Consider the following 26072-nt stretch of genomic DNA (forward strand, 5'->3'; position numbering starts at 1 on the left):
CGTATCCGCCGGCGTCGCCCGGCGCTCAGTGCGAGGGGTGGACGCGGCCGGGGTCGGTGGCCACTCCCGCGAGGACGACGGTGACGACGTCCTCGGCGAGGCCGGGCGTGATCGGCAGGTGGCCGAACAGGACGCGGTAGTAGGTGGTGGCGGCGAGCATGTCGAGCAGCAGGTCGATGTCGGCGTCCGGGCGGATGTCGCCGCGTTCGATGCCGCGCCGGAGGGCGGCGGCGGTGGTCGCGCGGCGCGGTTCGAAGTAGGAGCGGCGGAACTCCTTCTCCAGGTCGGGGTCGCCCGCGAGGTCGGCGACCAGGGCGGGCAGGACGCGGCGTCCGACGGTCGTGGTGAACGCCCTGCTCAGGGTGCCGATGCCGGTGACCAGGTCGCAGTGCGTGCAGCCGGTGTCGGGGGTCGGCGAGGTGCCGACCGTCCGGGCGAGCGCCTCGACGACCATGTGCGGGAGCGAGCGCCAGCGGCGCCGCAGGGCCGGTTTGCTCGTGCCCGCGCGGGCGGCGACGCCCTCCATCGTGAGGCCCGCGTAGCCGACCTCGTCGAGCAGGTCGAGGACCGCGCGCGGGACGGTCTCGTCGATCCGCGCGTCCCGGGGACGTCCCGGGCGCGCCGGAGTGGTGTCCCGCCCGGTGGGGCGCCCGGTGGGGCGGCTGCCGCTGTTGACCATGCGATCATTATAGGTACTATTTCGTTCCGATCCGGAACGAAATGAAATAGAGGTGATGATCGTGTCCCCCTCCACGAACACCGGAGACCCGCAAGCCCCTCCCGACCGGGCCCCGGCCGAAGAGGGCGTGTTCGGGGCGTCCCACCGGGCGCTCAGCGCCGGGGTCCTGCTGTCGGTCGGCATGGTCGCGTTCGAGTCGCTCGGGGTGGCCACGATCCTGCCCGGCGTCGCGGGCGACCTGCACGGACTCGGCTCGTACGGGTGGGGCCTGTCGGCGCTGATGCTGGCGAACATCGTCGGGACCGTCCTCGCCGGACGGTCGGCCGACCGGGGCGGGCCGCGGCGTCCCATGGCGGCGGGGATGCTGGTGTTCGCGGTCGGCTGCGCGGTCGCGGGGGCGGCCCCGGACTGGCCCGTGTTCCTGGGCGGACGGGTCCTGCAGGGGCTCGGCGTCGGGGCGGTCATGGCGACGGCGTACACGCTGATCGGCCTCGCCTACCCGGAGCGGCTCCAGGCGCGGATGTTCGCCCTGCTGTCGTCCGCGTGGACGCTGCCGTCCCTGGTCGGGCCGGTCGTCGCCGGGACGCTGAGCGACGCGGTGAGCTGGCGGGCCGTGTTCGTCCTCGTTCCGCCGATCACCCTGCTGGCCGCCGCCCTCACCCTGCCCGCGATGGGCCGCCCGCCCGCGCCCTCCGCCCCGGCCCCGGACGCGGCGGGCGCCGTGTCCTGGTGGAGGCGGCCGCTCACGGCGTCGGTCCGGCTGACGCTGGGCACCGGCCTGCTCCTCCAGGGACTGCTGCTGGACGACCCGGTCCGCCTCGCCGTCGTCGCCGTCGCCGGGCTGGTCGTGGCCGTCCCCGCGTTGCGGCTGGTCACCCCGGACGGCACGCTCGGCGCACGACCGGGTCTGGGCGCGGGCGTCGCCGTCCGGGCGCTGCTGTGCGGGGCGTACTTCGGGAGCGAGGCGTTCCTCCCGCTGGGGCTCCAGGAGCTGCGCGGGATGGGCGCGACCGAGGCGGGCCTCGGGCTGTCGGCGGGCGCGATCACCTGGGTCGCGGGTTCGGCGTTCCAGGCGCGCCGCGACTCCGGACGCGTCGCCGCGACGGCCGCCGGGTTCGCGGTGCTGCTCGGCGGGGTCGTCCTGACCGGGGCCGCCGTGGTGACGAGCGCGGTGCCGAGCTGGATCGCCGTCCTCGGATGGGCGGTCGCCGGGCTCGGGATGGGCGTCGCGTTCAACGCGTCCACGACCGCCGCCCTGCAACCCGTCCCGGCCGCGCGGCAGGGACAGGCGAGCGCCGCGCTCCAGCTCGCCCAGACGCTGTCGACCGCGCTGGTCGCGGGCCTCGGCGGGGCCGCCGTCGCGGCGGCCGGGCACACGTCGGCGCTGAGCTCGCGGGGCGCGCTCCTGCTGCTCTTCGCCTTCACGGCGCTCCTGGCCCTCGCGGGCACCCTGCTGTCGCGCCGCCTGACGCCTCGCTGAACCCCCGCTCCCGCCTTCCGCGGTGAAGGACAAGGGGAGGCGCGCCCGTTCGAAGGGTGCATGATCGCACGGTGCCTGGTCGGTGGCGGTCTGGTCGTGTTTGACTGAACGGATGGGAGCCGGTGGACGCACGGGGCCGTGGCAGAGGGTCGGGGGGTGGGCGTTCCTCGCCCTCCAGGTCGTCCTCGGGGCGGTCGTCGTCGCGCTGGCCGTGGTCCTCATCGTCATCGGGGTGGGGGTGGTCTCCCACGGTGTCGACGGCATGACCGGCGCCTCGTCGCTCCGCTCGACCGCGGACGGGACCGTCCTCGCGCACTGGCGGGAGAACGAGTCCCGGGGCGGGCGGATCGACCGGATCCAGGTCCGGTTCACCGCCGCCGACGGGACGTCCCACGAGTTCACCGAATCCGGCCGCGCCAAGGCGGGCGACCGGATCCGGGTGCACTACAAGGCCGGGAACCCCGGGGACGCGTCCGTCCACTCGGCGACCGGCAACCGGGCCATGGCCGGGCTCGGCGTCCTCATCGGCCTCGCGATGGTCGTCTGCATGCTCGGCGTCCTCCTCAGGGGAGGCTGGGACGCGTTCCACGCTCTTCGAGAGTGGGCTCCCGAGAGGCCGGCGCGGAAGGCGCGGCGTCCGCTGCCCGTGGACTGACGCGTCCCGCCGCCGGGGGCGTCCGCCAGAGCCGGTCGCCGAGGACGGCGAGGGCCGCGGGCAGCAGCACGCCCCGGACGAGCGTCGCGTCGATGAGGATCGCGGCGGCCAGGCCGACGCCCATCATCTTGTACTCGATCGCCGTCAGCACGGCGAAGACGCTGAACGCGCAGGTCATGATGGCCGCGGCGCTCGTGACGACGCCCGAGGTCGCGCCGACCCCGGCGACGACGGCGGCGCGGGCCGGGAGGCCCTCGGCCCGGTGCTCGCGGATCCGGCTCAGGATGAAGATGTGGTAGTCCATGCTGAGCCCGAACAGGATCACGAACATGAACAGCGGCAGCCAGCCGACCACCCCGCCGTAGGACGTGAAGCCGAGCGCGCCCCCGAGATGGCCGTCCTGGAATCCCCAGGCCAGCACGCCGATCGCGGCGCCGATCGACAGCAGGTTCAGCGCGATCGACACCAGCGGGACGGCCAGGGAGCGGAACGTCAGCGCCAGCAGCACGAACGCCGGCGCGAGGACGGCGCCGACGACCACGGCCGTCCGGTTCTTGATGACGCGCGTGAAGTCGTAGGCGAACGCGGTCTTGCCCGCGACCGCGTGCCCGACGCCGTCCGCTCCCCCGAACGCCGTGTCGGCGCGGTGGCGCAGGTCCAGGAGCGAGCGGTTCGCCTCGGCGCCGGTGCCGAAGTGCGCGAGCGGAACACGCGCGACCAGGACGTTCCCGCTGCGCGCGGTGACCGTCGGGCCCAGGCCCGCGACCGCGGACGTGACGGCCGGGTCGTCCAGCGCGCCGGGCCGCTTCTCCCACAGGACGACCGACGCGGGTGACGGGGCGCCGGGGAACGCCTCCTGCATGCGGAGCGCCGCGTCCACGACGGGGACCGATCGGGGCAGGCTGTCGGTGACCGCCGCGTCCTGCAGGCGCAGGCCGAACGCGGGCACCGTCAGCAGGACCAGCGCGAGCACGGCCAGCCCGCCCCACACCAGCGGACGCCGCACGACGCGTTCCGCCACGGCCGTCCAGAAGCGGGACGGGGTGGCGGCCGTGCGGCGGCGGCCGATCCACGGCAGGCGCACGGCGTCCACGCGGGCGCCGAGCGCGGCGAGCAGCGCGGGCAGGAACGTGACCGAGCCGGCCATGGCGAGGCCGACGACCAGGACCGTCCCGGCGGTCAGGCCCTTGAAGTTGTCGAGGCCGGTGAGCGGCAGCCCCGCGAGGCAGAGCATGACGGTCACGCCGGACACGACCACGACGTGCCCGGACGTGCGGGTCGCGACCCGCAGCGCCTCGTCCGGGGACCGGCCCGCCGCGCGCTCCTCCCGCGTCCGCCGCAGGTAGAACAGCGAGTAGTCGACGCCGACGGCGATCCCGATCAGCAGGACGATCGACGACGCGGCGCTGTTCACCGGCACCCAGTGCCCGGCGAGCCGCAGCAGCCCGAACGTCCCGGCGACCGTCGTGACCGCCAGGAGCAGCGGGATCCCGGCGGCGACCAGCGAGCCGAACACGGCCAGCAGGATCAGGACGGTGAGCGGCAGCGAGAAGTACTCGGCCCGCTTCATGTCGTCCTTGATGCCGCCGTTCACCGCGTCCGAGAGGCTCTTGTCCCCCGCCTGCGCCAGGCGGACGCCGGGGTGCCGCGCCGCGACGTCCCGGACGGCCCGGACGACGCCGTCGTAGTGCGCGCGGAACTCCTCTTCCGGTCCGGCGATCTGCACGCTGACCAGGCCGGATCGTCCGTCCCGCGACACCAGCGGCGAACGGACGGCGCCGTACGGGCGCAGGGCCTCGCTCAGCTCGCGGGCGGTGGCGCGGAGTCCGGGGTCGTCCGCGAACCGGGCCGTCCCGTTCCGGCTCTGGACCAGGACGTTCTCCAGCGGGGGGATGTAGCCGGTGTGGACGTCCAGGACGCGGTCGGCCCGTCCGGACTCGCCGGGGTCGGTGCTGTGCCTCTGGCCGAGCCCGAGGGCCCCGGCGCCGAGGATCGCCGCGACGACCAGGACCAGCCATCCGGTGATCGCGACCGTCCGGTGCCGTGCCGACCACCCCGCGACGCGCTCGGTGATCGGTTTGCGTTCAGGCAGCATGAAGTGCTGTCCTTTCGGTGAAGGGGTGCTGCTGTGAGAGTCCGCCCGGAAACGGGCGGGATGTGGTTCCTCTTCACGCCGGGTCGTCGAGTGGCCGCTCGACGACCCGGCTCCGTTCTGTGGCTCACTCCACGGTGAGCAGGATCGTCTCCAGGGCGTCCATCCTCTTCTCCATCTCGCCGAGGCTCCGCGCGCTCTCGGTGAGTCGCGTCTCGATCAGGCGCTGGGTCTCCAGGCTCGTCTCGGCGATCCGGCGGTACTCCGCCTCCCGGGCCAGCGCCGCGCGCGCCCGCACGGTCGCCCCCACCTGCACGATGATCACCGTGACCACGGTGGTGACGAAGGCGAAGATGCCGACGGCGCCGGCCACCTCCGCGAGCTCGTGACCGTCCATCACCCGTCCACCTTCCTGTTGTCCGGCCTGCCCTCCGGCACGGTCAGCGTCCGCGCCGCCCGCCGTACGTCCTCGGGGGTCAGCTCGAGCCGGAACGGGGCGACCTCGTAGAACTTCATGGCCTTCCCCTCCGGCGACACCTCGACGTGACTGGTCACCAGCCCGGCCGCCTCCAGCTTGCGCAGGTGCACCTGGAGCAGCGGACGGCTGATGCCCAGCTCGCGCGCGAGGTTGCTGACGTAGTCGCGCTCGCCCGTGAGCGCCGCGAGGATCCGCAGCCGGTGCGGGTTGTCGAACGCCGCCAGCACGCGGAGCAACTCGTCCCCGGTCCTCACGCCACCTCCTCCGCACATGCAAAAGAAAATTAGCATGTGCCTAACGCACTTACCACCCAGCAGACGGAGGGCGAGACCCCGACACGGACATGCGAAGGCCCCCGCGTGCCGGACACGCGGGGGCCACTACTCGTTCGCGCTAGACGCCGTAGCTTCCGATCCCAGCGACGTGCGTGCCGAAACCCGGCTTGAGCGTCCACGCGACCGGGCCGACGCAGCCGGGGAAGGCGTACAGCTTGATGTCACCGTCGGTTCGGTTGTTGATCTCATGGGCGAGAGGGGCCATCTGGTGACAGCCCGTGGGGTTGCTCTGCACATCCAGCTGCTGGAACTCGGTGGAGTAGACCACCACGTCGCCGGTGTTCGCCAGGGCCGGGACGGCCGTGGCGAGCGGGCCGACGGCGACACCCACGGCGGCGACGGAGACGAGCGCGAGGCGGGACTTCATGGACACTCCTGGGTCTTCTCTGGGACGGCCGGAAGATCATCGGTGCCCAGGGATCTTCCCTGGACACCGACACCCAATCACAATTCGCACTCGATCGACCACGTTGCGCGATCACCCGGGCGAGCCTCACGGCAGGATCGCGTCGACGTATCCGCCGTCGACGCGCACCGCGCCGCCGGTGGTGGCCGAGGCGTACTCCGAGCCGAGGTAGACGACCATGTTGGCGATCTCCTCGGGCTCGATCAGGCGCTTGAGCAGGGAGTTCGGGCGGTGCTCGGCCATGAAGCGGCGCTGCGCGTCCTCCCAGGGCAGATCGGCGCCGACCAGTTCGCCGACGAAGTTCTCCACACCTGAGGTGTGGGTCGGTCCCGCGAGGACGGTGTTGACGGTGACGCCCGTCCCGGCGGCGGCCTTGGCGTAGCCGCGCGAGACCGCCAGCAGCGCCGTCTTCGACATGCCGTAGTGCACCATCTCCTCGGGAATGACCACCGCGGAGTCACTGGCGATGAACTGCACCCGTCCCCAGCCCCGCTCGGTCATGCCCGGCAGGTAGACACGGGTGAGCCGCACACCGGACAGGACGTTGACCTCGAAGTAGCGTCGCCATTCGTCATCGTCGATGTCCAGGACGGCTCGAGCCCCGAAGATGCCGAGATTGTTGACGAGGATGTCGACGTCGGGCACCTGGCCGTACACGGCCTGGGCGCCCTCCGCGGTGGCGACGTCGGCCGCCACTCCCCGCAGGTCGGCTCCCGGCACCTCCGAGCGCAGCGTTTCGAGGGCGCCGGTGACGCTCGCTTCCGAGCGCCCGTTGACGACCGTGGCCGCTCCGGCCCGTGCCAGTCCCGCGGCGATGGCGAGGCCGATGCCCTTGGTGGAGCCCGTGACCAGCGCGGTCCGTCCCTGGAGATCGATGTCCATGACGATGATCATTCCCATCCCGGCCTGGGGCAAAAGAAGCGGAGCGCGACCCGGCGGTCTGAACCGCCGAGATCGGGATCGGCGTCGGTGAGCGGGCGCAGCCCGGGGCGTTCTGTGGGGATCATGATCGTTCGTCCATGCTCTCTGCGCAGATATGGGGGACGGCGTTCTCTTCGATCCGCGACGGCGGGGCCTCCGCCGGCGGAGCGCTGTACGGGGGGTTTCGCCGGATGGTGGCGTGAGCCGCCTCCGCGGTACCGAGGCCGAGCACGATGAACAGCGCACCTACCGGCCCCAGCCAGTGGGCCCCGAACCACGCCATCCCCACCTGGCCGACCAGGGGAGCCACGGAGACACCGACGTAGACCATGGCCGAGGCGAGGCCGGTGAGCAGAGGTGCCGCCGCCGGCATGGCGCCGATCAGGCGATGGGTCTGCGGTGCCAGGAGTCCCCATCCGCTGACGCCCCAAACGACGAGCGCCACGATGGCGGACGCCAGGTGCGCGCTCGTCCAGGGCAGCAGGACGAAGTCGATCGCGGCGAGGACGATCGAGGCGTTGATGATGCGGCGGCCGCCGAGGCCGTCCACCAGGCGCCCGGAGCCGAGGGTTCCGGCGGTGGCGGCCAGGCCCCACACGAACAGCAGGGCGGCGAGGGTGATGCCGCTGCCGCCGGTGGCGCGGTCGAGGCTTTCGCCGATGAAGGAGTAGACGGTGTACAGACCCGTGTAGACGAGGAGGGTCGTCAGCAGGGTCAGGACGATGCGACGGTCGGCCAGCGGGGCGACGCGCGTACGCAGCGGAACCGCCGCCGGTGCGGGGAGGGCGGGCAGGAGCAGAGCGACGCCCGCGGCGGCCAGCATGCCGAGCGCGGAGACGAACAGCATGGTGGCGTGCCAGTCGCCGGCGAGGCTGCCGATCGCGGTGCCGAGGGGCGCGCCGAGCGCGGTCGCGGCGCTGAGGCCGGTCATGACGGTCGCGATGGCACGGCCGCGGCGTTCCGGCGGCGCGAGCGCGGCGGCCGCGGCGACGGCGGCGGGGGTGACCATGGCGCCACCGAATCCGGCGAGCGCCCGCGAGGCCAGGACCACACCGAAGACGGGGACGAAGGCCGTGATGAGGTTGCCCGCGGTGAAGATCGCGAGCCCGGCCAGGAACACCGTCCGGCGTGGCCAGGTCGCGGTGAGCGCCGCCATGACGGGGCCGAGGATCGCGTAGGTGAAGGCATAGGCGGTGATGAGCCACCCCGCGGTGCCGACGGAGACGCCGAGGGAGTCCGCCGCACCCGGAAGGACGCCGGCGATGACGAAGCTGTCGGTGCCGATGGCGAACACCCCGGCGGCGAGGACGGCAAGTGATCGGTACACGACGGATGGACCTCCTGGATGTAACAGAAATGGTTACGACAATGCCTCGAAGAAAGGCCGGTCCTCGCGGACCAGCCGAATGAGGCGGAGGAAGCGGACAGGGTGGCGCGGCGCGACCTCCGGGAAGGGCCTGACCGACCTGGCCTGGCCTGGCCTGGCCTGGCCTGGCCTGGCCTGGCCTGGCCTGGCCTGGCCTCAGGCGACCGTGTCTCTCAGCACGTCGGCGACGGTGACGGCGGCCAGTTCCTCCTTCATCGACTCCTCCGCACGGCCGTACGCCTCCCGCAGCACGGGCGGGATCCCCCTGCCGACAGGGCACGCCTGGTTGGGCTGCGCGGCGTGCGGCGCGATGAGCGGATCGGGTTCGACGGCCAGGTAGACGTCCCGCAGCGTGATCGACTCCGGCGCGCGCGCCAGCATCCAGCCCGCCCCCTGGCCGCGCCGCGAAACGACCAGACCCGCGTCACGCAGACTGCCCAGGATGCGCCGGATAACCACGGGGTTGGTGTTGACGCTGTCGGCGATCTGGTCGGACGTCACGACGCCGTCCGGCCGCCGGGGGCACACCAGCGCCATCCACGTCAGCGTGTGCGTGGCCACCGTCATGCGACTGCTCACACTCATGGAACCTCCGATCGCCCCAGCGGACGACGCCCCGCTGTCGCAACCGATTCTGTTACGACTGGGCCGCGCGTGTCCAGCCGCGCCGCCGGCATGTGGCCCCCGACACCCGCCCAGGAGGGCCCGCCGCCCCGGCCGGGCAGGTGCGAAACCCGCTCCCGCCCGTCCGCCTGCCGGCACTCCCTGCCACCCGCCTGCGGTCATCGCTCTCAGCAGGCCGCGTCGAGGACCTCGGCGACCCGATCGAGCACGCGCGGCGGCGGGGTGTACGGGACGCGCAAGTGGTGGGTGAGGGTGGCGTCAGCCGCGAAACGCGGGCCGGAGGTGAGCTCGACCCCGCTCCTGCCCGCCCGCTCGACGACCGTGTCGGCGGGAGTGGCGGCGAGTCGCAACCACAGCGCGAGGCCGCCGGACGGAACCGTGAAGTCCCAACGATCGTCCTGGCCGAGCAGCGCGGCGAGGTGGTCGCGCTGACGCCTGAGTTCACCCCGGCGTCGATGGAGCACCGCCTCCAGGTCACCGAGGAGTTCGGCGGCGATGAGCTCCTGCACGGGAGAGGCCGACAGCGGACCGGCGAGGGGATGACTCTGAAGCCGCCTGATGAGCGGCGTCGCCGCCCGGATCCAGCCGATGCGCAGGCCGGACCAGATCGCCTTGCTGGTCGAGCCGATCAGCACCGCGCCGCGGATCCGGGGCACGGGCTCCGGCCGGTCGCGGAGATCGAGGTCGCGCATGGTCTCGTCCGCGACGACGGTCACCCGGTGCCGGTCGGCCAGCTCGGCGACGGCTCGACGGGTTCGCTGCGGCATGAGCGCACCGGTGGGGTTCTGGAAGTCGGGCACCAGGTAGGCGAGCTGTCCCCGGGCGGCGGCGAAGGCGGCCTCGAGCTGGTCGAGGTCCCAGCCCCCGGCGGTCACCCTCACGCCGACCAGCTTCGTCCGGGAGCCGCGCAGCACGCGGAGCGCGTCGAAGTAGGTGGGGGTCTCGACGGCGGCCACCCGGGGTTCGAAGTACGCGGTGAGCAGGGCCAGCGCGGCGCGCGCACCGCCGGTGACGAGGATCTGCCCGGGCCGGGTGGCCAGCCCCTGACGGGTGTACCGAGCGGCGATCGACGCACGCAGCTCGGGCAGACCCGGACCTGGTTCGCCATGCTCGGCCAGCAGCGGAGCGGCCCGTTCCAGGGCCCGCCGCGACGCCGCCAGGTAGGCGTCCCGCGGCGCGGCCGGCACCGCCCGGCGCAGATCGGTGACGGCGCCGCCCTCCCCCGTCGCCGAGACGGGAGCGATCCGATCCGCGGCGGCCGGGGGCAGCCGCACCGTGCTGGCGCTGCCGTGCCGCGTCACGACCCATCCGCCGTCGCGCAACCGCGCCAACGCGGCCGTCACCGTGCCGCGGCTCACCCCGAGGGCGGCGGCGAGGTGCCGTTCGGCCGGCAGCCCGGCGCCGGTGCGGATGCGGCCGTCGAGCACCGCCCGGTCCAGCGCCGCGACCAGTGTCGCGTCGGACCGCCGCCAAGGCCCCAACGCCCGTACCAGCTGCTCGGCTCCCATCCGCACTGGTCCACTTTCCCATGACTGGACCATGCCCTCCCTCCAGCGCCCGCCTACCGTCGTGGACAGCCGACACGAAGGGAGTCACCCCTCATGCACCCGCGACTCGCGGAAGACCGCGAGGAACTGCCGAAGCTGCTCAGAGACGTGCAACGGCACGCCGCCTCCCTTCTCGCGAGCCTGGACGAGCGGGACGTCGTCCCTTCCCCACCGGTCCCGCCGCCCACACCGCTGCCCGCGCGGGGCGTCGGCCTGAAGGCGACCCTGGAGGAGTTCGCCGAGCGCTGGGAACCGACACTGTCGGCGAGCGCGGGGCCCCGCTACCTCGGGTTCGTCACGGGCGGCGCGACCCCGGCGGCGCTGGCCGGTGACTGGCTGACCTCGACCTGGGACCTGAACGCCTTCTCGTCCCTGGACGGAGCGGGCCAGCACCTGGAACGCGAGACGATCACCTGGCTGCGCGGCCTCTTCGGGCTGTCCGACCGACACCACGGGACGTTCGTCAGCGGCGCCACCATGTCCACGACCGTCGGCCTCGCGACCGCCCGCGAATGGCTCGGCGAACGCAAGGGCGTCTCACCGGCCGAGGACGGCGTCGGCGCCCTCGGCCCGGTGCGGGTCCTCTCCGGGGCCGCGCATTCGAGCGTGTCCAAAGCCCTGTCGGTCCTCGGCGTGGGACGCACCGCCCTGGTCCCGGTGGACACCCTCCCCGGCCGCGAGGCCGTCGACATCGCCGCACTCGAGCGCGCACTGCGGGAGCACCAGGCCGACGGGCCCTGCCTGGTCATCGCCAACGCCGGCACCGTCAACACCGCCGACTTCGACGACGTCCTCGCCATCTGCGCGCTCCGGGAGCGCTACGACTTCTGGCTGCACGTGGACGCCGCCTTCGGCGCCTTCGCGGCCCTGTCCCCGGACCACGCGCACCTGGTCGACGGCCTCGACGCGGCCGACTCGGTCTGCGTCGACCTGCACAAATGGCTGAACGTCCCCTACGACAGCGCCGTCCAGTTCACCCGCCGACGCGACCTGCAGACCGCCGTCTTCCAGAACGCGGCCGCCTACCTCGGCCCTCTCGGCGACACCCCCGACACGGCCCACCTCACCCCGGAGAACTCCCACCGCCTGCGGGCCATCGCCGCCTGGTTCACCCTGCGCGCCTACGGACGCGACGGCCACCGGGAGATCGTCGAACGCAGCATCGCCTGCGCCCGCACTCTGGGCGACGCCGTCGACGCCATGCCGGAGCTTCGCCTCCTCGCGCCCGTCCACCTGAACGTCGCCTGCTTCACCCTCGCGGAGGAGCCCACCGCCGAACGCCTCACCGCCCTCACCGACCTGCTCGCCGCCGAGGTCTTCCTCACCCCGACCGTCCTGGACGGCGTTCCGGCACTACGAGCCGCCTTCAGCAACTGGCGCACCGACGAACCCGACATCCACCGAATCATCACCGCCCTGCAAAAAGCGCTCCACAAACTGCAACCATCCTGAACAACCTCGGGAGAGCACACCCTGACCTGCAAATACGTCGCCGCGACCAGCATCACCGCGGTCTCGGCCGCGCCGCGCCAGGACAGCTCGTCGTGCAGGTGCACGACGAGCTGTCCGACGGCGAAGACGAACACCGGGTCGAGAACGGCTCCAGCGGGGAGACCGGGGGCGCAGGGCGCCCTCCGGCGCCGCGCTCACGTCGGAACGCCCTTCAGGAACGCGGCGCGACCTGCCATGCATTCACTAGCCTCGCGCTTTCACGAGGGGTTAGACCAATCTGATCGTCTACATGCGAAAAGTGCCTCTGACCAGGAAGGGTTCGGATTGCGAAGTCAGAACCGGTTCCTGATCGGAAGGCACTTTTCTCGTGCATGGTAGCGGCCAGAAGGCCAAGATCGTGGTGTCGTCGGATGGTTCGGGGATCGTGTGCCAGGCGGGTGGCCTGTTGCTGACCGAGACGCTGCGGGTCTCTGGCCTGGGCCGGGGCCTGGCCGGGGCGCTGGAGCCGTGGCGCAGGGACCGGGCGGTCCACGATCCGGGGAAGATCTTCGCGGATCTGGCGGTCGCGGTCGCGTTGGGCGGCGACTGCCTCGCCGACATCGCGGTGCTGCGCGAGTGCCCGGAGGTGTTCGGGCCGGTCGCCTCGGATCCGACGGTGTCCCGGCTGGTCAGCGCCCTCGCCGACGGAGGGGCGAGGGCGCTGGCGCGGTTGCGTGCCGCTCGGGCGGCAGCGCGTGAACATGTGTGGGAGCTGGCCGGAGAGCGGGCGCCTGGCGCTGGTGGCGGGCTGATCCCCCTCGACCTGGACGCCACGATCGTGATCGCGCACTCGGAGAAGCAGGATGCCGCACCGACCTGGAAACGGACGTTCGGGCATCATCCGCTGGGCGCGTTCATCGACCACGGCCCCGTCGGGACCGGTGAGGCCGCGCTCATCGCGCTCCGGCCGGGGAACGCCGGGTCGAACACGGCCGCCGACCACATCACCACCGCCCGCACAGCCCTCACCCAGATCCCCTCGCATCTGCGGAAACAGGTGCTGGTCAGGACCGATTCCGGGGGCGGCACCCGCGAGTTCCTCACCTGGATCACCCGATCGAGGTTGCAGTACTCGATCGGGTTCAACCTGACCGACGACATCTGCGCCGCGATCCTCGCCCTGCCCGAACAGGTCTGGGAGACCGCCTACGACGCCGACCGGCAGCCCCGGCCGGGCGCGTGGGTGGCCGAACTGACCGGCCTGCTCGACCTGTCCTCCTGGCCGAAAGGGATGCGCGTCATCGTCCGCCGCGAACGCCCCCACCCGGGCGCTCAGCTGCGGTTCACCGACCTCGACGGACACCGCTTCACGTGCTTCGTCACCGGCACCCGGCCCGGCGCAGGACACGGCCGGCTCGCCGACCTGGAGCTCCGTCATCGGCAGCGGGCCCGCTGCGAAGACCGCATCCGCACCGGCAAAGACACCGGGCTACGGAACCTCCCGCTCCACGGCACCGGCCAGAACCAGCTCTGGCTCGAGATCGTCGCGATCGCCCTGGACCTGCTCGCCTGGACGCAGCTCCTCGCCCTGCACGATCATCCCGCCCGCCGCTGGGAACCCAAACGCCTGCGCCTGCGGCTGTTCACCGCCGCTGGACGCCTGGTCCGCGGAGGGCGACGCCTCCGCCTCCGCCTCGCCCGCACCTGGACCTGGTCCCCACTCATCGCATCCGCGATCGGCCGGCTCCAAGCCCTGCCGGCACCCTGACCAACACCTCCCGCCCCGACAACCCCAGGAAGGAACACCACCAGGGCCCGTGGAACCCCGCACACCCGGCGCGACAGCCGGGCCACCAAGCTGACCCACCACCGGAAAGACACCACTGGTCGGGTCGCTACACGACCCGACCAACATCACGAAAGATCGAGGCTAGGAGGTGTTGACTCCATTCACTGCGCAGGAATGAGCGGAGCCAACACTTGATTGACGGCGGCCCACCTGGAATCCGCACGGACGGCCAGTTCCACCGGTGACTGTGAGTGACTGTCGGAGTCTAGGCATCAGGACGTCATCGCCCCCGGGCCGGCTCGGGACAGCTCCAGGCGGGTTGGGTCCTGTGGCCGACTCGGCAGACCGCGACGTGCGGGCGGGCGAACCCCCACCAACAGGGCAAGATCTTGCCGACCGACGATGCGGGAACGGTCTACTGTTGATCTTCATGACCGATTCGCAGGTAGAACGTGTGGTTGAAGCCAACTTCGAGATCATTGACTTCGAGGAGAAGGTGTACGAGGAGCCCGCTGACGGCCCCAAGCTGACGCGGGTCACGATCCGGAAGCGCTACCAAGGAGCGATCGACGGCACGGGCGTAGCCGAGGTGCTCACGGCACAGGGCGCCGCCGGCGGTGGCTACGTGGCCTCCGAGCGGATCGAAGGCACCCTCGACGGCCATCAGGGCACGTTCGTGATCCAACACCACGGGCTGGCCGACGGAGACGACCAGAGCAGCGACGGGAACATCATCCCCGGCTCCGGGACCGGAGGGCTCGCCGGGATCTCAGGTCGCGCGATGGAGCGCCAGTTCCAGGTCCTCACCCTCAGCTACAGGTTGTAAGACCTCGACGAAGAGGACTCCGTCCGGCTTCAGCCATCCCACCACACCCCACCGGAAGTGAGAGGGGACCACCACGCCGCTGGTGGGCCGCCTACTCGGACAGCATCAGGAGGGGGAGGGGGATGAAGGCGGCGCCGGCTGCGAAGCAGGCCAGTGGTCCGGCCGCCCATGCCGCCGCTCGTGCTTGCCGCGCAGTGGCGCCTCTCCTCACCAAGGCCCCCCGGATCCGCTTGTAGGGCGGCTGCGTCCTGGCGGGCACGAAGCCGTAGGCGAGCGGTGCGCTGACCAGAATCATCGGGATGCCCCACAAGGCTGCGAGCCAGCGCTCGCCGGTGCTCTCCCCCGTGGTGATCGCACCGGCCCAGCAGGCGATGCTCAGCAGCATGCCGCCCAGTTGCACGGTCGCCGCGAACACCGCGGCACCGGCCACGCTGCCACCCGTCCATCGCGGGACCGCCCGGCTGACCCAGGCGACGAGCGATGGGCTCGCCTGGTCGGCCCAGACCACGACGACGACCAGGTAGGCCATGACGAGGATGCCCGTCAGCATGGCGTCTCCCGCATCACGTCGCCGCCGGTGATCACGGCTACATCCTCCTCAGATCCCGCCGCCCCGCGCCAGGCCCCACTTCAGGGCACGGCTCGTCCCAGCGGTGACCACGCGGCTTCTTCAGGTGCGCTGGTTCGGTGGGTGGCCATGGCGGGGGCTCCGCCGTTGCGGATGACGGTTCTGTGGTCGCATGGGACGAGTTCGGGGAGCCGCTGGATCAGCCGTGCAGGTCGTCCGCCCGGGTTGCGACTCGGCCGAACAGGTCGGCGATCGTGGTGAGGGCGGCGGTGTGGAGGGCGTCCGCGGGGAGCGGGGTGCCGTCCGGGGCGGGGAGGGGACGGGTCGCGCAGGCCTCGGCGACGACGACCGGGCTGTAGCCGAGGTTGAACGCGCCCTGCGCGGTGAACTGGACGCACATGTGCGTCATGAAGCCCGCGAGGATCAGGTCGGGTCCGGCGTCGAGGCGGCGCAGGACCGCTTCCAGGTCGGTCTCGTGGAACGCGTTCGGGAAGCCCTTGACCACGACCGGCTCGCCGTCGCGGGGGGCGACGCGGGGCTCGATCCGTCCGATCTCGGCGCGGATGTCGTACGGGGTGCCCTCGCCGCCGTCGTTCACGACGTGGACGACGGGGGTTCCAGCGGTCCGGGCCGCGGCCAGGAGGCGGGCTCCGGCGTCCAGCGCGGCGTCGGCGCCGGGCAGCGCCATCACGCCGGTGGTGTAGGTGTTCTGGAAGTCGATCATGATCAGGGTGCTCGCCGACAGCGCGGGCAGCGCGCCGGGCAGGCCGATCACGTCGCGCAGGGTGGTCGAAACGGTCATGCGTGGCTCCTTCTCGGCAGGGTGGATCGCCCGTCCTGGTCAGGACGGGGAAGCAGGTGAGGAATCAGGCGGCCGTGCGGAAGCGGCGACGGTAGGCCGCCGGGGTCGTACCGAGGCGGCGGCGGAAGGCCCGGTGCAGGGTCTCCGGCGAGCCCAGCCCGGACGCGGCGGCCACCCGGTCGAGCGACTCGTCGGTGCCCTCCAGCAGCCGCCGGGCCGCCTCGACGCGGGCGGCCTCGACAAAAGCGGCGGGCGTCGTGCCGGTTTCCTTGCGGAACACGCGGCTGAAATGCCGCTCGCTCAGGCACATCCGGTCGGCGAGCGCCGCCGCCGACAGGTCGGCGGCGAGGTTCGCCGTGATCCACGCCCGCAGCTCGTCGATGTCGCGGCGCTCGGCCGGGGCCTGCCACAGCGGGACGCTGAACTGGCTCTGCCCGCCCTGCCGCTTCAGGTACATGACGAGCTGCCGGGCGACGTCCAGCGCGACCCGCTCACCGTGGTCCTCGGCGACGAGCGCGAGCGACAGGTCCATGCAGGCGCTGATGCCCGCGCCGGTCCAGACGTCCCCGGACCGGACGTAGATCGGGTCCGGGTCCACGAGGACGTCGGGGTGGTCGGCGGCGAGCCGGTCGGCGGTGGCCCAGTGCGTGGTCGCCGTCCGTCCGGTGAGCAGGCCGGCGGCGGCGAGCAGGTGCGCGCCGACGCACACCGAGGCGACACGGCGGGCGTGCGGCGCGGTCTCCGTGATCCAGTCGACCAGCGCCGGATCGATGACCGGCGCGCCCGCGCCGTCGACGGCTCCCGGCACGACCAGGGTGTCGACCCGGCCGCCGACCTCGTCCAGGGTCAGGTCGGTGGCGAGCCGGACGCCCGCGCTGGTCCGAACGAGCCCGCCGTCCGTCCCGGCGAGCAGGACCTCGTACGGGGTCCGCCCGTCCGGCATCTCCCGGTTGGCCAGCGCGAACACCTCGGCGGGCCCGGTGACGTCGAGGAGGTCGACGTCCGGGAACACGGCGATGACAACACGGTGCGAAGCGGGCATGCGTCCATTCTGGACGCGCCGGACGCGTGTCCGCCATGACGCCCTCCTGTCACATCCGGCCACGCTTCAGATCACGGGCGGCCGTCCCGCCCGGGTGAGGCGCGCGACGGTGCGCCAGGCGATCGGCTTCCGCATCTGCTCGTGGCGTGTGGCCAAGCCCTCGCGGAAGCCGCGCAGGGAGGCGCCGAGCGCCGCCCGTGACCGCACTCGCGCGAGCGTCAGGAGTATCCACAGCCCCAGGTAGACCGAGGTCAGCGGCATCGGGAGGTTGCGGTGGGCGGCCCAGACGCGGTTCCGGGCGCTGAGCCGGTGGAAGCCCGCGTGCCGGGCGGGATCGGTGACCGGGTGGTGGACGACGATCTGCGGTGCGTAGCGTCCGGTCCGTCCCAGGTCCCAGAGCCGCCAGGCCAGGTCCAGGCCCTCGTGGAACAGGAAGTAGTGCCCCGGCCACCCGCCCGCGCGTTCGAAGGCGTCCCGGCGGACCAGGACGATGCCCTCCGACATCGTCGCGACCGCTCCCCCGCGCTCCGGACGCGCCCCTCGTGGGCGGGGCACCCACCGCGCCAGTGTCACGCCCGTCACCGGGTCGGCGATCCGCGGCTGCGCATAGGCGGCCTCGGGGTGCCGCTCGAGCTCGGCGACCAGCCGTGCGACGTCGTCGCGGCGCGGCAGGACGGCGTCGTTGTCGAAGAACAGGACGTACTCGCCGCCGCTGAGCGCGCCCGCGCCCACGTTCCGTCCCTCGGGGATGCCGACGTTGGAGGGCAGCGTGACGACCGTCCGGACGCCGTCGGGCACGCCCTCGGGGACGCAGCCGTTGCCGACGACCACGACGTCCAGGGTGACGCCCTCCTGGGCCAGCAGGGACGCCATGGCCTGGGCGAACTCGTCCGGACGGTCGTTCATGGTCAGGACCACCGCGTCAACCCCGCTCATGCCCGGAAGTGAAGCAGGCCGGGGCTCGGCGGATCAGGGGATGAGGATGATTTTGCCTCGGGTGTGGCCGGTGCGGCTGGCGTCGAAGGCGGCGGCGACCTCGGGGAGGGGGAAGATGCGGGAGACCTCGACGGTCAGGACGCCCTGGTCGGCGAGGCCGGCGAGTTCGGTGAGGGCGGCGCCGTCGGGACGGGTCCAGATGGAGGAGCCGCCGTGGCGGCCGACGGCGGGGTCGGCGATGGAGGCGTGGCGGCCGCCGAAGGCGAGGACGGCGAGGGTGGTGTCGAGCTGGCCGCCGACGCAGTCGGCGACCGCCGTGACGCCGCCCGGGGCCAGGTCGCGGAGGCGGGCCGTCTGGCCGTCCCCGTAGGCGACGGGCTCGGCGCCGAGGGTGCGGACGAAGTCGTGGTTGCGGGCCGAGGCGGTGCCAATGACGCGGGCGCCGCGCTCGCGGCCGAGCTGGACGGCGACGCTCCCGACGCCGCCGGAGGCGCCGTACACCAGCAGGACGTCGCCGGGCCCGACCTCGAGGCGGTTCAGCATGCGCAGCGCGGTGAGGCCCGCGAGCGGGAGGCCCGCGGACTGGGCCCAGTCGAGCGCGACCGGGCGGCGGGCGAGGAACCCGGCCGGGACGGCGACGTACTCGGCGAACGTGCCGTGCCGGACGATCGGCATGCGGGCGTAGGCGATCACCTCGTCGCCGTTCGCGAACTCGGGTGTGTCGGGGCCCGCGCCGGTGACGACGCCCGCGACGTCCCAGCCGGGGACGACCGGGAAGACCGCCTCGATCATGGGGTCCAGGCCGCCCGCCATGACCTTCCAGTCCACCGGGTTGACGCCGGCGGCGCGCACCTCGACCAGGACCTCGCCCGGTCCGACGCGGGGGTCGGGGACGTCCCCGAACCGCAGGCGCGCGTTGTCGGCGGCGTAGGCGTCGTAGCTGGCGGCCTTCATCGTGGACGGTCCCTTCCGGGCGGGGTCAGTGGTCGCTCTCGGTGGGCCGGAAGTCCGGCGGGATCACCCGGTACCCGATGTATCCGGACACGAGCAGCAGGATTCCGGCGATGGCGAACGAGACGCCGAGCGCGTGCGTGAACGAGGACGCCGCGGCCGCCATGATGCGGAGGCCGAGCCCGCCGCCGTTCTGCGCGGCGACGACGGCGGCCTCGCCGATCGAGTCCCGGACGCGCGCCATCTGCGCCTCGCCGAGGCCGAGGCTCGGCACGTCCCCTCGGTAGACGACGGCGGCGAGGCTGCCGATCCCGGCGACGCCCATCGCGGTGCCCAGCTCGTAGGAGATCTCCTCGACCGCCGCGGCCCCGCCCGCCTCCTCCTGCGGCGAGGACGACAGCAGCGCCACGGACGCGGCCGTCGTGGCGATCCCGAACCCGGCGCCGAGGCACAGCAGCGCGATCGCGATCTCGACGTACTCCAGCCGCCCCGCGAGGTCGGCGACCCACGGCACGGCCATCCCGACGGCCGCGAGGGCCATGCCCGCGCCGAGCACGACGCGGACGGAGAACCGCTCCATGAGCCGGGGCGTGAACAGCGGCGCGACGATCAGCATGGACGGGGCGGGCAGCAGCCGCAGCCCGGCGGCGAACGGCTCCAGGCCGCGCGCGTACTGGAACCACTGGGTGAGCAGGAACAGGACCGCGCCGAGCGCCATCATCCCGAGGAAGATCGCGACGGCCGAGACGCTGAAGACCGGGTCGCCGAACATCCGCACCGCCAGCAGCGGGTTGGCGATCCGCAGTTCCCGCCGGACGAACAGGGTCAGCGTGACCGCGGCGACGACCAGCAGCGCCAGGCCGCTCGGGACGTCGTGCCCGCCGACCAGCTTGATGCCCCCGGCGAGCGAGACCATCCCGACCACCGACAGGACGACGCCCCACCAGTCCCAGCGTCCCTCGCGCGGATGGGACGACTCGGGCACCAGCCACAGCGCGAACGCGACGCACACGACGGCGACCGGGATGTTCAGCAGGAACGCGGCCTTCCAGCCGTAGGCCTGGACGACCAGGCCGCCGACGAGCGGGCCGAGCGCCATGCCCGCGCCGATCACGGCCGTCCAGACGCTGTAGGCGACGGCGCGTTCGCGCGGGTCGGTGAACACCACGCGCAGGATCGAGATCGTGGACGGCATGATGGCCGCGCCGCCGACGCCGAGCAGCGCCCGCGCGGCGATCACGACCCAGGGCGCGGTGGCGACGACCGCGAGCAGCGAGGCCGCCGCGAAGATCCCGAAGCCGATGAGCAGCAGGCGGCGCCGTCCCCAGCGGTCGCCGAGCGCGCCCGCGGTGATGAGCAGCCCGGACAGGACCAGCGCGTACGCGTCGATGATCCACAGCTGCTCGACCGAGGTCGGCCGCAGGTCGGCCACGAGCGACGGGAACGCCACGTTGAGGATCGTGGCGTCCATCGCGATGATCAGCAGGCTGCCGGACAGGACCGCCAGGACGGCCCAGCGCCGCCGCGTCCCGGTCCCGGTCCCTGTCCCGGCCGCGTCCCCGGTCACCCGTAGTACCCCGGCGGCGGCGGCCGGGGCTCCTCGGGCCGCTGCACCGCCGCGGACGCGACCGCGCACAGCAGGCTGACGATGGCGACGCCGGTGACGAGGTTGATCGCCGCGGTGGCGAGCGCGGAGTCGACGGGGTCGGTCACGGTCAGCGGCAGCAGGACGGCCGCGGCGGTCGCCAGGCTCCCGATCCAGCCGAAGAACGCGACCGGCCTCGGCACCGCGACGAGCAGCAGGTGCAGCAGGGCGGTCGCGAGCAGCGCCGCGGCGGCCGCGGCGACCGCGTAGCTCGTGGTCGAGGAGTCGCCGTAGGTGCCCCGCCCGCTGGGCGCGAGCACCGGGATGTTCAGGACGCCGCGGACGAGCAGCACCCCGACCACCACGACGAGGGCGGCGACGACGGCCGTCGCGAGGCCCCCGGCCCACAGCCGTCCGGGGCGGAGCCGGGCCCGGGACGCCGCCGGGTCGTCCGGCCGGGACGAGGGCCCGTACATCGAGTCCGACACGAGCCCTGCCTCCTCCCGCACCGCCCGTCATGGGACCCGTAGCCGCAACCTCTCAGCGGGAAGCCCACAATCCGCCCCAGGTTGGGCAAAAGGTGAGGTCAGGGGGCGGGTGGACGCGTCAGGAGACGGCCTGCGCGAGGACCATCCCGACCCACGCCGCGCCCAGTCCCGCGCCGAGCGAAGCGACGACGTTGAGCACGGCGGACGGCCGCGCCCCGGTCTCGGCGAGCCGGACGGTCTCGTACCCGAACGTGGAGTAGGTGGTCAGCGCGCCGCAGAACCCGGTTCCGGCGAGCGCCATGAGCCCGCCGCCCGCGGGGTAGGCGGCGAGGAACCCCAGCAGCAGGCACCCGACCACGTTGACGGCGAACGTCCCCCAGGGGAAGGACGAGTCGTGCCGGGCCTGGACGGCGCGGTCGGTCAGGTAGCGGGCGGGCGCGCCGAGGGCCGCGCCGAGGGCGACGAGGAGCAGCGTCATCGGGCGTCCCCCTCGGACGCCACGGCGCTCACCCTGGCCCCGGCCTCCCCGGGCGCGACGGCCCCGGGCTCGGCCGCCCCGGCGGCGTCCCTCGACCGTGTCCGGGCCGGGGTGAGCGCGCGGGTCAGCCGGACGCCGGTCCAGACGGCGGCGAGCGCCGTCACCAGGGTCGCGGCCAGGTAGGCGAGCGCGATGCCGGGCGCGCCGTTCCCGACCGCCTGCTGGACGTCCACCATCGCGGTGGAGAAGGTGGTGAACCCGCCGAGCACCCCGACCCCGAGGAACGGGCGCAGCAGCGGGTGCGGGCGCAGCACCTCGGTGATCACCACCATGAGCACGCCGATGATCAGGCAGCCGGAGACGTTCGTCCCGAAGGTGGCCCAGGGGAACGCGCCGGGCCGGTGCGGGAAGGCCGTGGCGAGCCCGTACCGGGCGAGCGCCCCGCAGACGCCGCCGAGCGAGATCGCGCCGAGCGTCGCCCAGGGCGCGTGGGCCAGCTCACGGCGCTGCTGCGGGATGCTCAGCTCCACGTCGGGGTCGACGGGCAGCCGGGGATCGGACATCGGTTCCTCCTACCAGGGCACAGCTGATCACTCTGGTAGGGACCGTTGGCGAGCGGGTCAGGCTTCGCGGTTGCCCCGGGCCCGTCTCGGCGGGCGGCCGGGGGCGGCGGGCCCCACCGCCGCGGGCTCGTTCTCACGAGGACCTCGGATCAGTCTAACCGGCCCCGCCCCGTCCGGCATGCGAGCGGGATCACACCCGCCCTTGATCACGCGGGACGCCCGCCCCCGGCCGAGCGGCGGGGACGGGCGTCCCGAGCGGAAGGCCGCCGGGGTCAGTGACGGCGCGGGTGGGCGTTCGGGTGCGCCGGGACGGTGAGGCGCGGCGCGGCGTGCGCGAGCGGCGGACCGGCGTTGACCGGCCAGGCCCCGAAGACGCCGGTGTAGACGTCCGTCGGGTCGGACGCGTCGCCGGTGGTGGCGACGAGCGCGGGCCGGAACGCGGTGCCGCCGCTGACCGCGACGGACTCGTAGTCGCCGAGGAAGTGGCCCCATCCGGCGTACGGCGCGAGCAGCCAGTCGAACACGCCGGAGACCCGGCGCTCGGACGGCTGCGTCCCGCCGCGCCCGTAGGTCACCATCCACATGGCCGTCGGCAGCGTGGTCGTGTTACCCGGCTGGAGGTAGCGCAGGTCGTAGTAGGTGACCGCGAGCTGGCCGCGGTCGTTCACCGCGATGGACGGCGTGAACGCGGCCGCCGCCGGGGCCCGGTTGATCTGGACGGGCGCGGACCAGGTCCGGCCGTGGTCGGTGGAGTGGACCAGCTCGACGTCGTCGTACTTGCCGCCGGTGAACGCCGATCCCTCGAACGCGGCGTACAGCTCGCCGGTGACGGGGTCGATGGCCGCGCTGATCAGGTTCGCGCCGCCGCGCAGGGCCTTGCTCGCGTCGTCCGGCGCGTTCGGGTCGACCTCAGGGACGGACGTGTCGGCGGCGATGGTCGTGGGCCTGCTCCAGGTGCGGCCCTGGTCGTGGGACGTGACGAACGCGAAGTGCAGGTCCGTCGCCTGGGTCCCGGTGGCGTCGCTGTAGGTCTGCCACTCGAAGAAGTCGTAGAGGGTGCCGGTGCGCGCGTCGGGGACGATGACGTTGCCGATGGTCTGCGAGTTCGGGACGCCGCTGGTGTCGACGAACGCGTGCGCGGTGCCCCAGGTGCGCCCGTGGTCGCGGGTGATCGCGATGTAGGACGGCCCGTCGTAGTGCGCGCCGGGTCCGCTCGCGACCTGGTCGATGCGGTCCCAGACCTGGTAGGCGGTGCCGGGGTGGAGCGGGTCGGCGGTGACCGAGTTCTTGTCGTCGGTGAACGCCGCGTCGGTGTCGTCGATGAGCTGGGTGACGTGCGTCCAGGTCTTGCCGCTGTCGTAGGACGTGGCGGCGCCGACGCCGTTGCGCGGGCCGTTGGTGTCGAAGTCCAGGCCGCTGGAGTAGGCGACGCCGTCGGGGCCGAAGTCGACCCAGGCGTCCGAGGCGCGCTCGTAGTTCAGGCCGCCCGGCGCGCACTTGCTGAAGGGCAGCGGCACCTTGGTGAAGTGCCTCCCGTCGGTGCTGTAGGACTCGGCGACGCCGCGCGCGCCGCCGTTCGACCAGCGGTCCTGCTGGTAGGCGGAGATGACGTGGCCGGGGTCGTGCCGGTCGACGGCGATCCAGGGCTCGTCCTCGGAGCCGGGTGAGACGACCGAGCCGGGCTTGTCCCCGGCGGTGCAGGAGGCGTAGGGGTTGCCGGGCGAGATGTTCTGGAGGGACGACCCGGCGGCGGCGGACGCGACGGCGGTCAGCGCCCCGCCCAGCACCAGGGCGAGCCCGGCGGCGGTCAGACTTCGTGTTCGCATGCGGACTCCTCGACGAGCTTCCGCTACAGAGGCGTAGATCTTCACGGCCTTCGCAGGGAACGTAGATCTGCCCTGGGCCCCCTACAACCCCCGCTGGCCGACCCCGGTCAATCCCGTCCCGTCCGGTTCCGGACGGGACGGAGGATCAGGTCAGGGGCGGGTTCGGCGCTTCCGGGTGTTTCCGCGCAGCCCGAAGGCGACGACGCCGAGGCCCGCCGCGATCAGGACGATCAGTCCGGTGCGTCCGCCGAAGAAGCCCTTGACGGAGTTTCCCGTGCGGTCCCAGAAGCCGGCCGTGGGCGCGGCGGTGCGCTGGCCGAGCCAGATCGAGCCGTCCGGCGCGGTGGCGGCGCGGGTTCCCGAGGTCTTCGCGGTCTCGGGCAGCCTCGGGTACCGCCGGTCGGTCTCGGCCGCGTCGAGCTTGGTCGGCGACAGCCTGCTGAAGTCCACGCCGCCGAACGTCATCTTCGTGACCAGCTCACGGTCGCCCAGCCGCGTCGTCTCGGTGAACGTGAAGTCCCCCCGCCGGAAGGACCGGACGAACGCGTCGTAGACCTGCCTCGGCCGCCACCCGTCCGTGCTCTCGGCCGGTCCGAGGTCGCCGGACCCGATCAGCCCGTCGAAGGACGTGCGCTCGCCCGCGTCGTGCCGCCGCCTGATCCACTCGGCGATGACGCGGGCGGTGAACGCGCGCCGCAGCGGCGCGTACTCGGGCGCGGTGTTGACGGCCCGCACGATCTCCGGCAGGACGAGCCGCTTCTCGGCGGCCTCCCCCGCCGCCTGGACCTTCGGGTCGGTGCCGCACCCGCCCGGGACGGTCAGCGCCTGCACCTTCACGTCCAGCGCGGCCTTGAGGATCGACAGGGTGTCGCCGTCCTCGCGCACCTGCACGTCACCCGGCACGATCCACATCCGGGAGGTGTAGCAGACCTGCCCGGACGGTCCCCCCAGCGTGTTCCAGTACTCCGCGCCGAGCCGCGTCCTCGGGTCGAGCAGTCTGCCCTCGGTGCGCTTCATCGCGTAGTCCGCCTCGAGGAGGGCCCGTCCGGCGCCGGTGCGCCCGAGCCGCGGGTCGATGATCCGGTCGGGCTCGCTCGGGTTGAGGTTCACCCAGAAGCGCGACGGGTCGAGGACGAGCCAGGTCCGCAGGTCGGCGGCGCTGGAGATGACGGCGTCCCCGCCGTCCAGGAAGCTCTGCCGGGCGCCGGGCGCGGCGGGCCGTCCGGAGAACGCGTACTGGACCCGCCCGTGGGACGGATCGTCCGACATGTACCGCATCTGGAGCGTCGAGAAGTCCACCCCGCCCAGGTCGCGGGATCCCAGCGCCTGCCCCAGCGGCCCTGCCTGCGGCGCCGTGCGCGTGCGGCCGCACGGGCCGTCGTCCGCCGCGAGCGCCAACGGGACGAACGCCATCGCGACGGGCTTCGGCTTCGGTTTCGGCTTCGGCTTGGCACCGGGCTTGGCCGGGCAGGGCAGGGCGAGCTGCGCGAGGGTCGCCGCCGTGGGCTTGACGACCTGGCTCCCCTTCGCACGCCACTGGGCCCGGAGCGCCGCAAGGTCCCGGTCGACGTTCTTGGCGGTGCGGCCGAAGGTGTAGTTCATCCCCCCGTTGTCGCGGAGCGTCCGGTACCGGTCGTGATCGGTGCCGGGCGCGGAGCCGAGGAGGAACCAGCAGCGCGAGTCGCACTCCTCCCGCTCGGACTCGGCCGAGAACACCCGGCTCGTAGAAATCTGGTTCTCGGCGAGCCAGAGGTCGAGCAGTTCCTCGGAGTGCTCGTTCTCGTGGTGGGTCCCGATCGTGTCCTGCACGATGTTGTAGTCCTCGTCGAACACCAGGAAGAGGCTGTTCGTGAGGATGCCGCCGGTCACATGCGGGCCGGGCGCGTTGGCGGTGACCACGCGTCGCACCGGGCCGCCGTTCACGAGCGTGAAGGCGAACACGGCGACGTTGCGTCCCGGGGTGATCGCGGGCCACTCCATCGGCGCGCTCGCCCCGAACCGCGACTCGTACTCCCGGATGAACGCCTTGATCGCCATGCCGTCCGGCGTCGTCCCCCAGGGGACGGTGTTGCCGCCCGGCATGGTCGGCGCCACGAGGCCGGGCGCGGCCGGGGGCGTCGCCGCGACCGCTCCCCCGGGCGCGAGCCAGGCGGCGAGGAGGACGGCGACGACGGCGATCCGGCCCGCTGTGGCCCGCATGGCGG

General features: G+C 73.0%; 25 protein-coding genes. 5 read left to right on the forward strand and 20 right to left on the reverse strand.

The features are described 5' to 3' along the window. Window positions 1-25: 25 nt before the first annotated feature. The gene (locus tag EBO15_RS26515) at window positions 26-679 is read right to left on the reverse strand and encodes a TetR/AcrR family transcriptional regulator (RefSeq protein WP_122197172.1); all 654 of its coding nucleotides are present in this window, start codon (window positions 677-679) and stop codon (window positions 26-28) included. Window positions 680-740: 61 nt separating this feature from the next. Here EBO15_RS26515 and EBO15_RS26520 point away from each other — a divergent pair, with 61 nt between their 5' ends. Together EBO15_RS26520 and EBO15_RS26525 are read left to right on the forward strand one after the other, a co-directional pair. Further along, window positions 741-2159: an MFS transporter gene (locus tag EBO15_RS26520; protein ID WP_199744822.1), complete on the forward strand. Its 1419-nt coding sequence runs from the start codon at window positions 741-743 to the stop codon at window positions 2157-2159. Between the two features lie 112 nt (window positions 2160-2271). After that, window positions 2272-2814 (forward strand): DUF3592 domain-containing protein, encoded by a 543-nt coding sequence (locus EBO15_RS26525; protein ID WP_122197174.1) that lies wholly within the window; start codon window positions 2272-2274, stop codon window positions 2812-2814. Here EBO15_RS26525 and EBO15_RS26530 read toward each other — a convergent pair. From EBO15_RS26530 to EBO15_RS26565, 8 genes are all read right to left on the reverse strand, one after another. Continuing rightward, window positions 2723-4909, reverse strand: a complete 2187-nt coding sequence (locus tag EBO15_RS26530) for an MMPL family transporter (RefSeq protein WP_122197175.1) — start codon at window positions 4907-4909, stop codon at window positions 2723-2725. The genes EBO15_RS26525 and EBO15_RS26530 overlap by 92 nt on opposite strands. Before the next feature lie 124 nt (window positions 4910-5033). Beyond that, window positions 5034-5303 (reverse strand): hypothetical protein, encoded by a 270-nt coding sequence (locus tag EBO15_RS26535; RefSeq protein WP_199744823.1) that lies wholly within the window; start codon window positions 5301-5303, stop codon window positions 5034-5036. Further along, on the reverse strand, window positions 5303-5638 hold the full coding sequence (locus EBO15_RS26540; RefSeq protein WP_233616448.1) for an ArsR/SmtB family transcription factor: 336 nt from the start codon (window positions 5636-5638) through the stop codon (window positions 5303-5305). Before EBO15_RS26540 ends, EBO15_RS26535 begins: the two co-directional genes overlap by 1 nt. 139 nt (window positions 5639-5777) lie before the next feature. Next, window positions 5778-6086, reverse strand: coding sequence for a hypothetical protein (locus tag EBO15_RS26545; RefSeq protein ID WP_147481657.1), 309 nt, complete (start codon window positions 6084-6086; stop codon window positions 5778-5780). Window positions 6087-6212: 126 nt separating this feature from the next. After that, window positions 6213-7007 (reverse strand): SDR family NAD(P)-dependent oxidoreductase, encoded by a 795-nt coding sequence (locus EBO15_RS26550; RefSeq protein ID WP_122197203.1) that lies wholly within the window; start codon window positions 7005-7007, stop codon window positions 6213-6215. Between the two features lie 121 nt (window positions 7008-7128). Next, window positions 7129-8373 carry an MFS transporter gene (locus tag EBO15_RS26555; RefSeq protein WP_122197179.1) on the reverse strand — a complete coding sequence of 415 codons (1245 nt, stop codon included), beginning with the start codon at window positions 8371-8373 and terminating at the stop codon, window positions 7129-7131. Between the two features lie 195 nt (window positions 8374-8568). After that, window positions 8569-8997 (reverse strand): Rrf2 family transcriptional regulator, encoded by a 429-nt coding sequence (locus tag EBO15_RS26560; RefSeq protein WP_122197180.1) that lies wholly within the window; start codon window positions 8995-8997, stop codon window positions 8569-8571. Window positions 8998-9203: 206 nt separating this feature from the next. Continuing rightward, window positions 9204-10544 carry an aminotransferase-like domain-containing protein gene (locus EBO15_RS26565; RefSeq protein ID WP_122197181.1) on the reverse strand — a complete coding sequence of 447 codons (1341 nt, stop codon included), beginning with the start codon at window positions 10542-10544 and terminating at the stop codon, window positions 9204-9206. 93 nt (window positions 10545-10637) lie between these two features. Between EBO15_RS26565 and EBO15_RS26570 the strand changes: the two genes are divergently transcribed. From EBO15_RS26570 to EBO15_RS26580, 3 genes are all read left to right on the forward strand, one after another. Beyond that, on the forward strand, window positions 10638-12035 hold the full coding sequence (locus EBO15_RS26570) for a pyridoxal phosphate-dependent decarboxylase family protein (RefSeq protein ID WP_122197182.1): 1398 nt from the start codon (window positions 10638-10640) through the stop codon (window positions 12033-12035). A gap of 367 nt (window positions 12036-12402) precedes the next feature. Beyond that, window positions 12403-13782, forward strand: coding sequence for an IS1380 family transposase (locus EBO15_RS26575; protein ID WP_122197183.1), 1380 nt, complete (start codon window positions 12403-12405; stop codon window positions 13780-13782). Between the two features lie 451 nt (window positions 13783-14233). Further along, window positions 14234-14629: a DUF3224 domain-containing protein gene (locus EBO15_RS26580; RefSeq protein ID WP_122197204.1), complete on the forward strand. Its 396-nt coding sequence runs from the start codon at window positions 14234-14236 to the stop codon at window positions 14627-14629. Between the two features lie 91 nt (window positions 14630-14720). Here the strand turns inward: EBO15_RS26580 and EBO15_RS26585 are convergent, their stop codons facing one another. From EBO15_RS26585 to EBO15_RS26635, 11 genes are all read right to left on the reverse strand, one after another. Further along, window positions 14721-15179 (reverse strand): hypothetical protein, encoded by a 459-nt coding sequence (locus tag EBO15_RS26585; protein WP_122197184.1) that lies wholly within the window; start codon window positions 15177-15179, stop codon window positions 14721-14723. A 217-nt stretch (window positions 15180-15396) separates the two neighbouring features. Further along, window positions 15397-15999: an isochorismatase family protein gene (locus EBO15_RS26590; protein ID WP_122197185.1), complete on the reverse strand. Its 603-nt coding sequence runs from the start codon at window positions 15997-15999 to the stop codon at window positions 15397-15399. A 64-nt stretch (window positions 16000-16063) separates the two neighbouring features. Beyond that, window positions 16064-17041 (reverse strand): GlxA family transcriptional regulator, encoded by a 978-nt coding sequence (locus tag EBO15_RS26595; protein ID WP_122197186.1) that lies wholly within the window; start codon window positions 17039-17041, stop codon window positions 16064-16066. Between the two features lie 66 nt (window positions 17042-17107). Beyond that, window positions 17108-17977 carry a glycosyltransferase family 2 protein gene (locus EBO15_RS26600; RefSeq protein ID WP_122197187.1) on the reverse strand — a complete coding sequence of 290 codons (870 nt, stop codon included), beginning with the start codon at window positions 17975-17977 and terminating at the stop codon, window positions 17108-17110. A 33-nt stretch (window positions 17978-18010) separates the two neighbouring features. Further along, the gene (locus EBO15_RS26605) at window positions 18011-18931 is read right to left on the reverse strand and encodes an NADP-dependent oxidoreductase (protein ID WP_122197188.1); all 921 of its coding nucleotides are present in this window, start codon (window positions 18929-18931) and stop codon (window positions 18011-18013) included. A gap of 25 nt (window positions 18932-18956) precedes the next feature. Then, the gene (locus EBO15_RS26610) at window positions 18957-20495 is read right to left on the reverse strand and encodes an MFS transporter (protein WP_233616449.1); all 1539 of its coding nucleotides are present in this window, start codon (window positions 20493-20495) and stop codon (window positions 18957-18959) included. Beyond that, complete coding sequence (locus EBO15_RS26615) at window positions 20492-21001, reverse strand: DUF6069 family protein (RefSeq protein ID WP_122197189.1); 510 nt, start codon at window positions 20999-21001, stop codon at window positions 20492-20494. The genes EBO15_RS26610 and EBO15_RS26615 overlap by 4 nt, the downstream gene beginning before the upstream one ends. 118 nt (window positions 21002-21119) lie before the next feature. Continuing rightward, window positions 21120-21479: a fluoride efflux transporter CrcB gene (gene crcB / locus EBO15_RS26620; RefSeq protein ID WP_122197190.1), complete on the reverse strand. Its 360-nt coding sequence runs from the start codon at window positions 21477-21479 to the stop codon at window positions 21120-21122. After that, entirely contained in the window at window positions 21476-22042 is a 567-nt protein-coding gene (locus EBO15_RS26625; RefSeq protein WP_122197191.1) for a fluoride efflux transporter FluC, read from the reverse strand. The genes crcB and EBO15_RS26625 overlap by 4 nt, the downstream gene beginning before the upstream one ends. A 272-nt stretch (window positions 22043-22314) precedes the next feature. Further along, complete coding sequence (locus EBO15_RS26630; protein WP_199744824.1) at window positions 22315-23868, reverse strand: sialidase family protein; 1554 nt, start codon at window positions 23866-23868, stop codon at window positions 22315-22317. Window positions 23869-24018: 150 nt separating this feature from the next. Continuing rightward, window positions 24019-26067, reverse strand: coding sequence for a hypothetical protein (locus EBO15_RS26635; RefSeq protein ID WP_122197192.1), 2049 nt, complete (start codon window positions 26065-26067; stop codon window positions 24019-24021). Window positions 26068-26072: the final 5 nt, after the last annotated feature.

Source organism: Actinomadura harenae (assembly GCF_003696215.1).
Classification (GTDB): Bacteria; Actinomycetota; Actinomycetes; order Streptosporangiales; family Streptosporangiaceae; genus Spirillospora; species Spirillospora harenae.

Excerpts from the sequence above, each read along its gene's own strand:
- EBO15_RS26545 (WP_147481657.1), bottom strand. The coding sequence starts at position 6,086 with ATGAAGTCCCGCCTCGCGCTCGTCTCCGTCGCCGCCGTGGGTGTCGCC.
- EBO15_RS26550 (WP_122197203.1), bottom strand. The coding sequence starts at position 7,007 with ATGGACATCGATCTCCAGGGACGGACCGCGCTGGTCACGGGCTCCACC.
- EBO15_RS26560 (WP_122197180.1), bottom strand. The coding sequence starts at position 8,997 with ATGAGTGTGAGCAGTCGCATGACGGTGGCCACGCACACGCTGACGTGG.
- EBO15_RS26595 (WP_122197186.1), bottom strand. The coding sequence starts at position 17,041 with ATGCCCGCTTCGCACCGTGTTGTCATCGCCGTGTTCCCGGACGTCGAC.
- EBO15_RS26630 (WP_199744824.1), bottom strand. The coding sequence starts at position 23,868 with ATGCGAACACGAAGTCTGACCGCCGCCGGGCTCGCCCTGGTGCTGGGC.
- EBO15_RS26580 (WP_122197204.1), top strand. The coding sequence starts at position 14,234 with ATGACCGATTCGCAGGTAGAACGTGTGGTTGAAGCCAACTTCGAGATC.
- EBO15_RS26525 (WP_122197174.1), top strand. The coding sequence starts at position 2,272 with ATGGGAGCCGGTGGACGCACGGGGCCGTGGCAGAGGGTCGGGGGGTGG.
- EBO15_RS26585 (WP_122197184.1), bottom strand. The coding sequence starts at position 15,179 with ATGCTGACGGGCATCCTCGTCATGGCCTACCTGGTCGTCGTCGTGGTC.
- EBO15_RS26625 (WP_122197191.1), bottom strand. The coding sequence starts at position 22,042 with ATGTCCGATCCCCGGCTGCCCGTCGACCCCGACGTGGAGCTGAGCATC.
- EBO15_RS26515 (WP_122197172.1), bottom strand. The coding sequence starts at position 679 with ATGGTCAACAGCGGCAGCCGCCCCACCGGGCGCCCCACCGGGCGGGAC.
- EBO15_RS26530 (WP_122197175.1), bottom strand. The coding sequence starts at position 4,909 with ATGCTGCCTGAACGCAAACCGATCACCGAGCGCGTCGCGGGGTGGTCG.
- EBO15_RS26565 (WP_122197181.1), bottom strand. The coding sequence starts at position 10,544 with ATGGGAGCCGAGCAGCTGGTACGGGCGTTGGGGCCTTGGCGGCGGTCC.
- crcB (WP_122197190.1), bottom strand. The coding sequence starts at position 21,479 with ATGACGCTGCTCCTCGTCGCCCTCGGCGCGGCCCTCGGCGCGCCCGCC.
- EBO15_RS26605 (WP_122197188.1), bottom strand. The coding sequence starts at position 18,931 with ATGAAGGCCGCCAGCTACGACGCCTACGCCGCCGACAACGCGCGCCTG.
- EBO15_RS26600 (WP_122197187.1), bottom strand. The coding sequence starts at position 17,977 with ATGAGCGGGGTTGACGCGGTGGTCCTGACCATGAACGACCGTCCGGAC.
- EBO15_RS26535 (WP_199744823.1), bottom strand. The coding sequence starts at position 5,303 with ATGGACGGTCACGAGCTCGCGGAGGTGGCCGGCGCCGTCGGCATCTTC.
- EBO15_RS26635 (WP_122197192.1), bottom strand. The coding sequence starts at position 26,067 with ATGCGGGCCACAGCGGGCCGGATCGCCGTCGTCGCCGTCCTCCTCGCC.
- EBO15_RS26570 (WP_122197182.1), top strand. The coding sequence starts at position 10,638 with ATGCACCCGCGACTCGCGGAAGACCGCGAGGAACTGCCGAAGCTGCTC.
- EBO15_RS26590 (WP_122197185.1), bottom strand. The coding sequence starts at position 15,999 with ATGACCGTTTCGACCACCCTGCGCGACGTGATCGGCCTGCCCGGCGCG.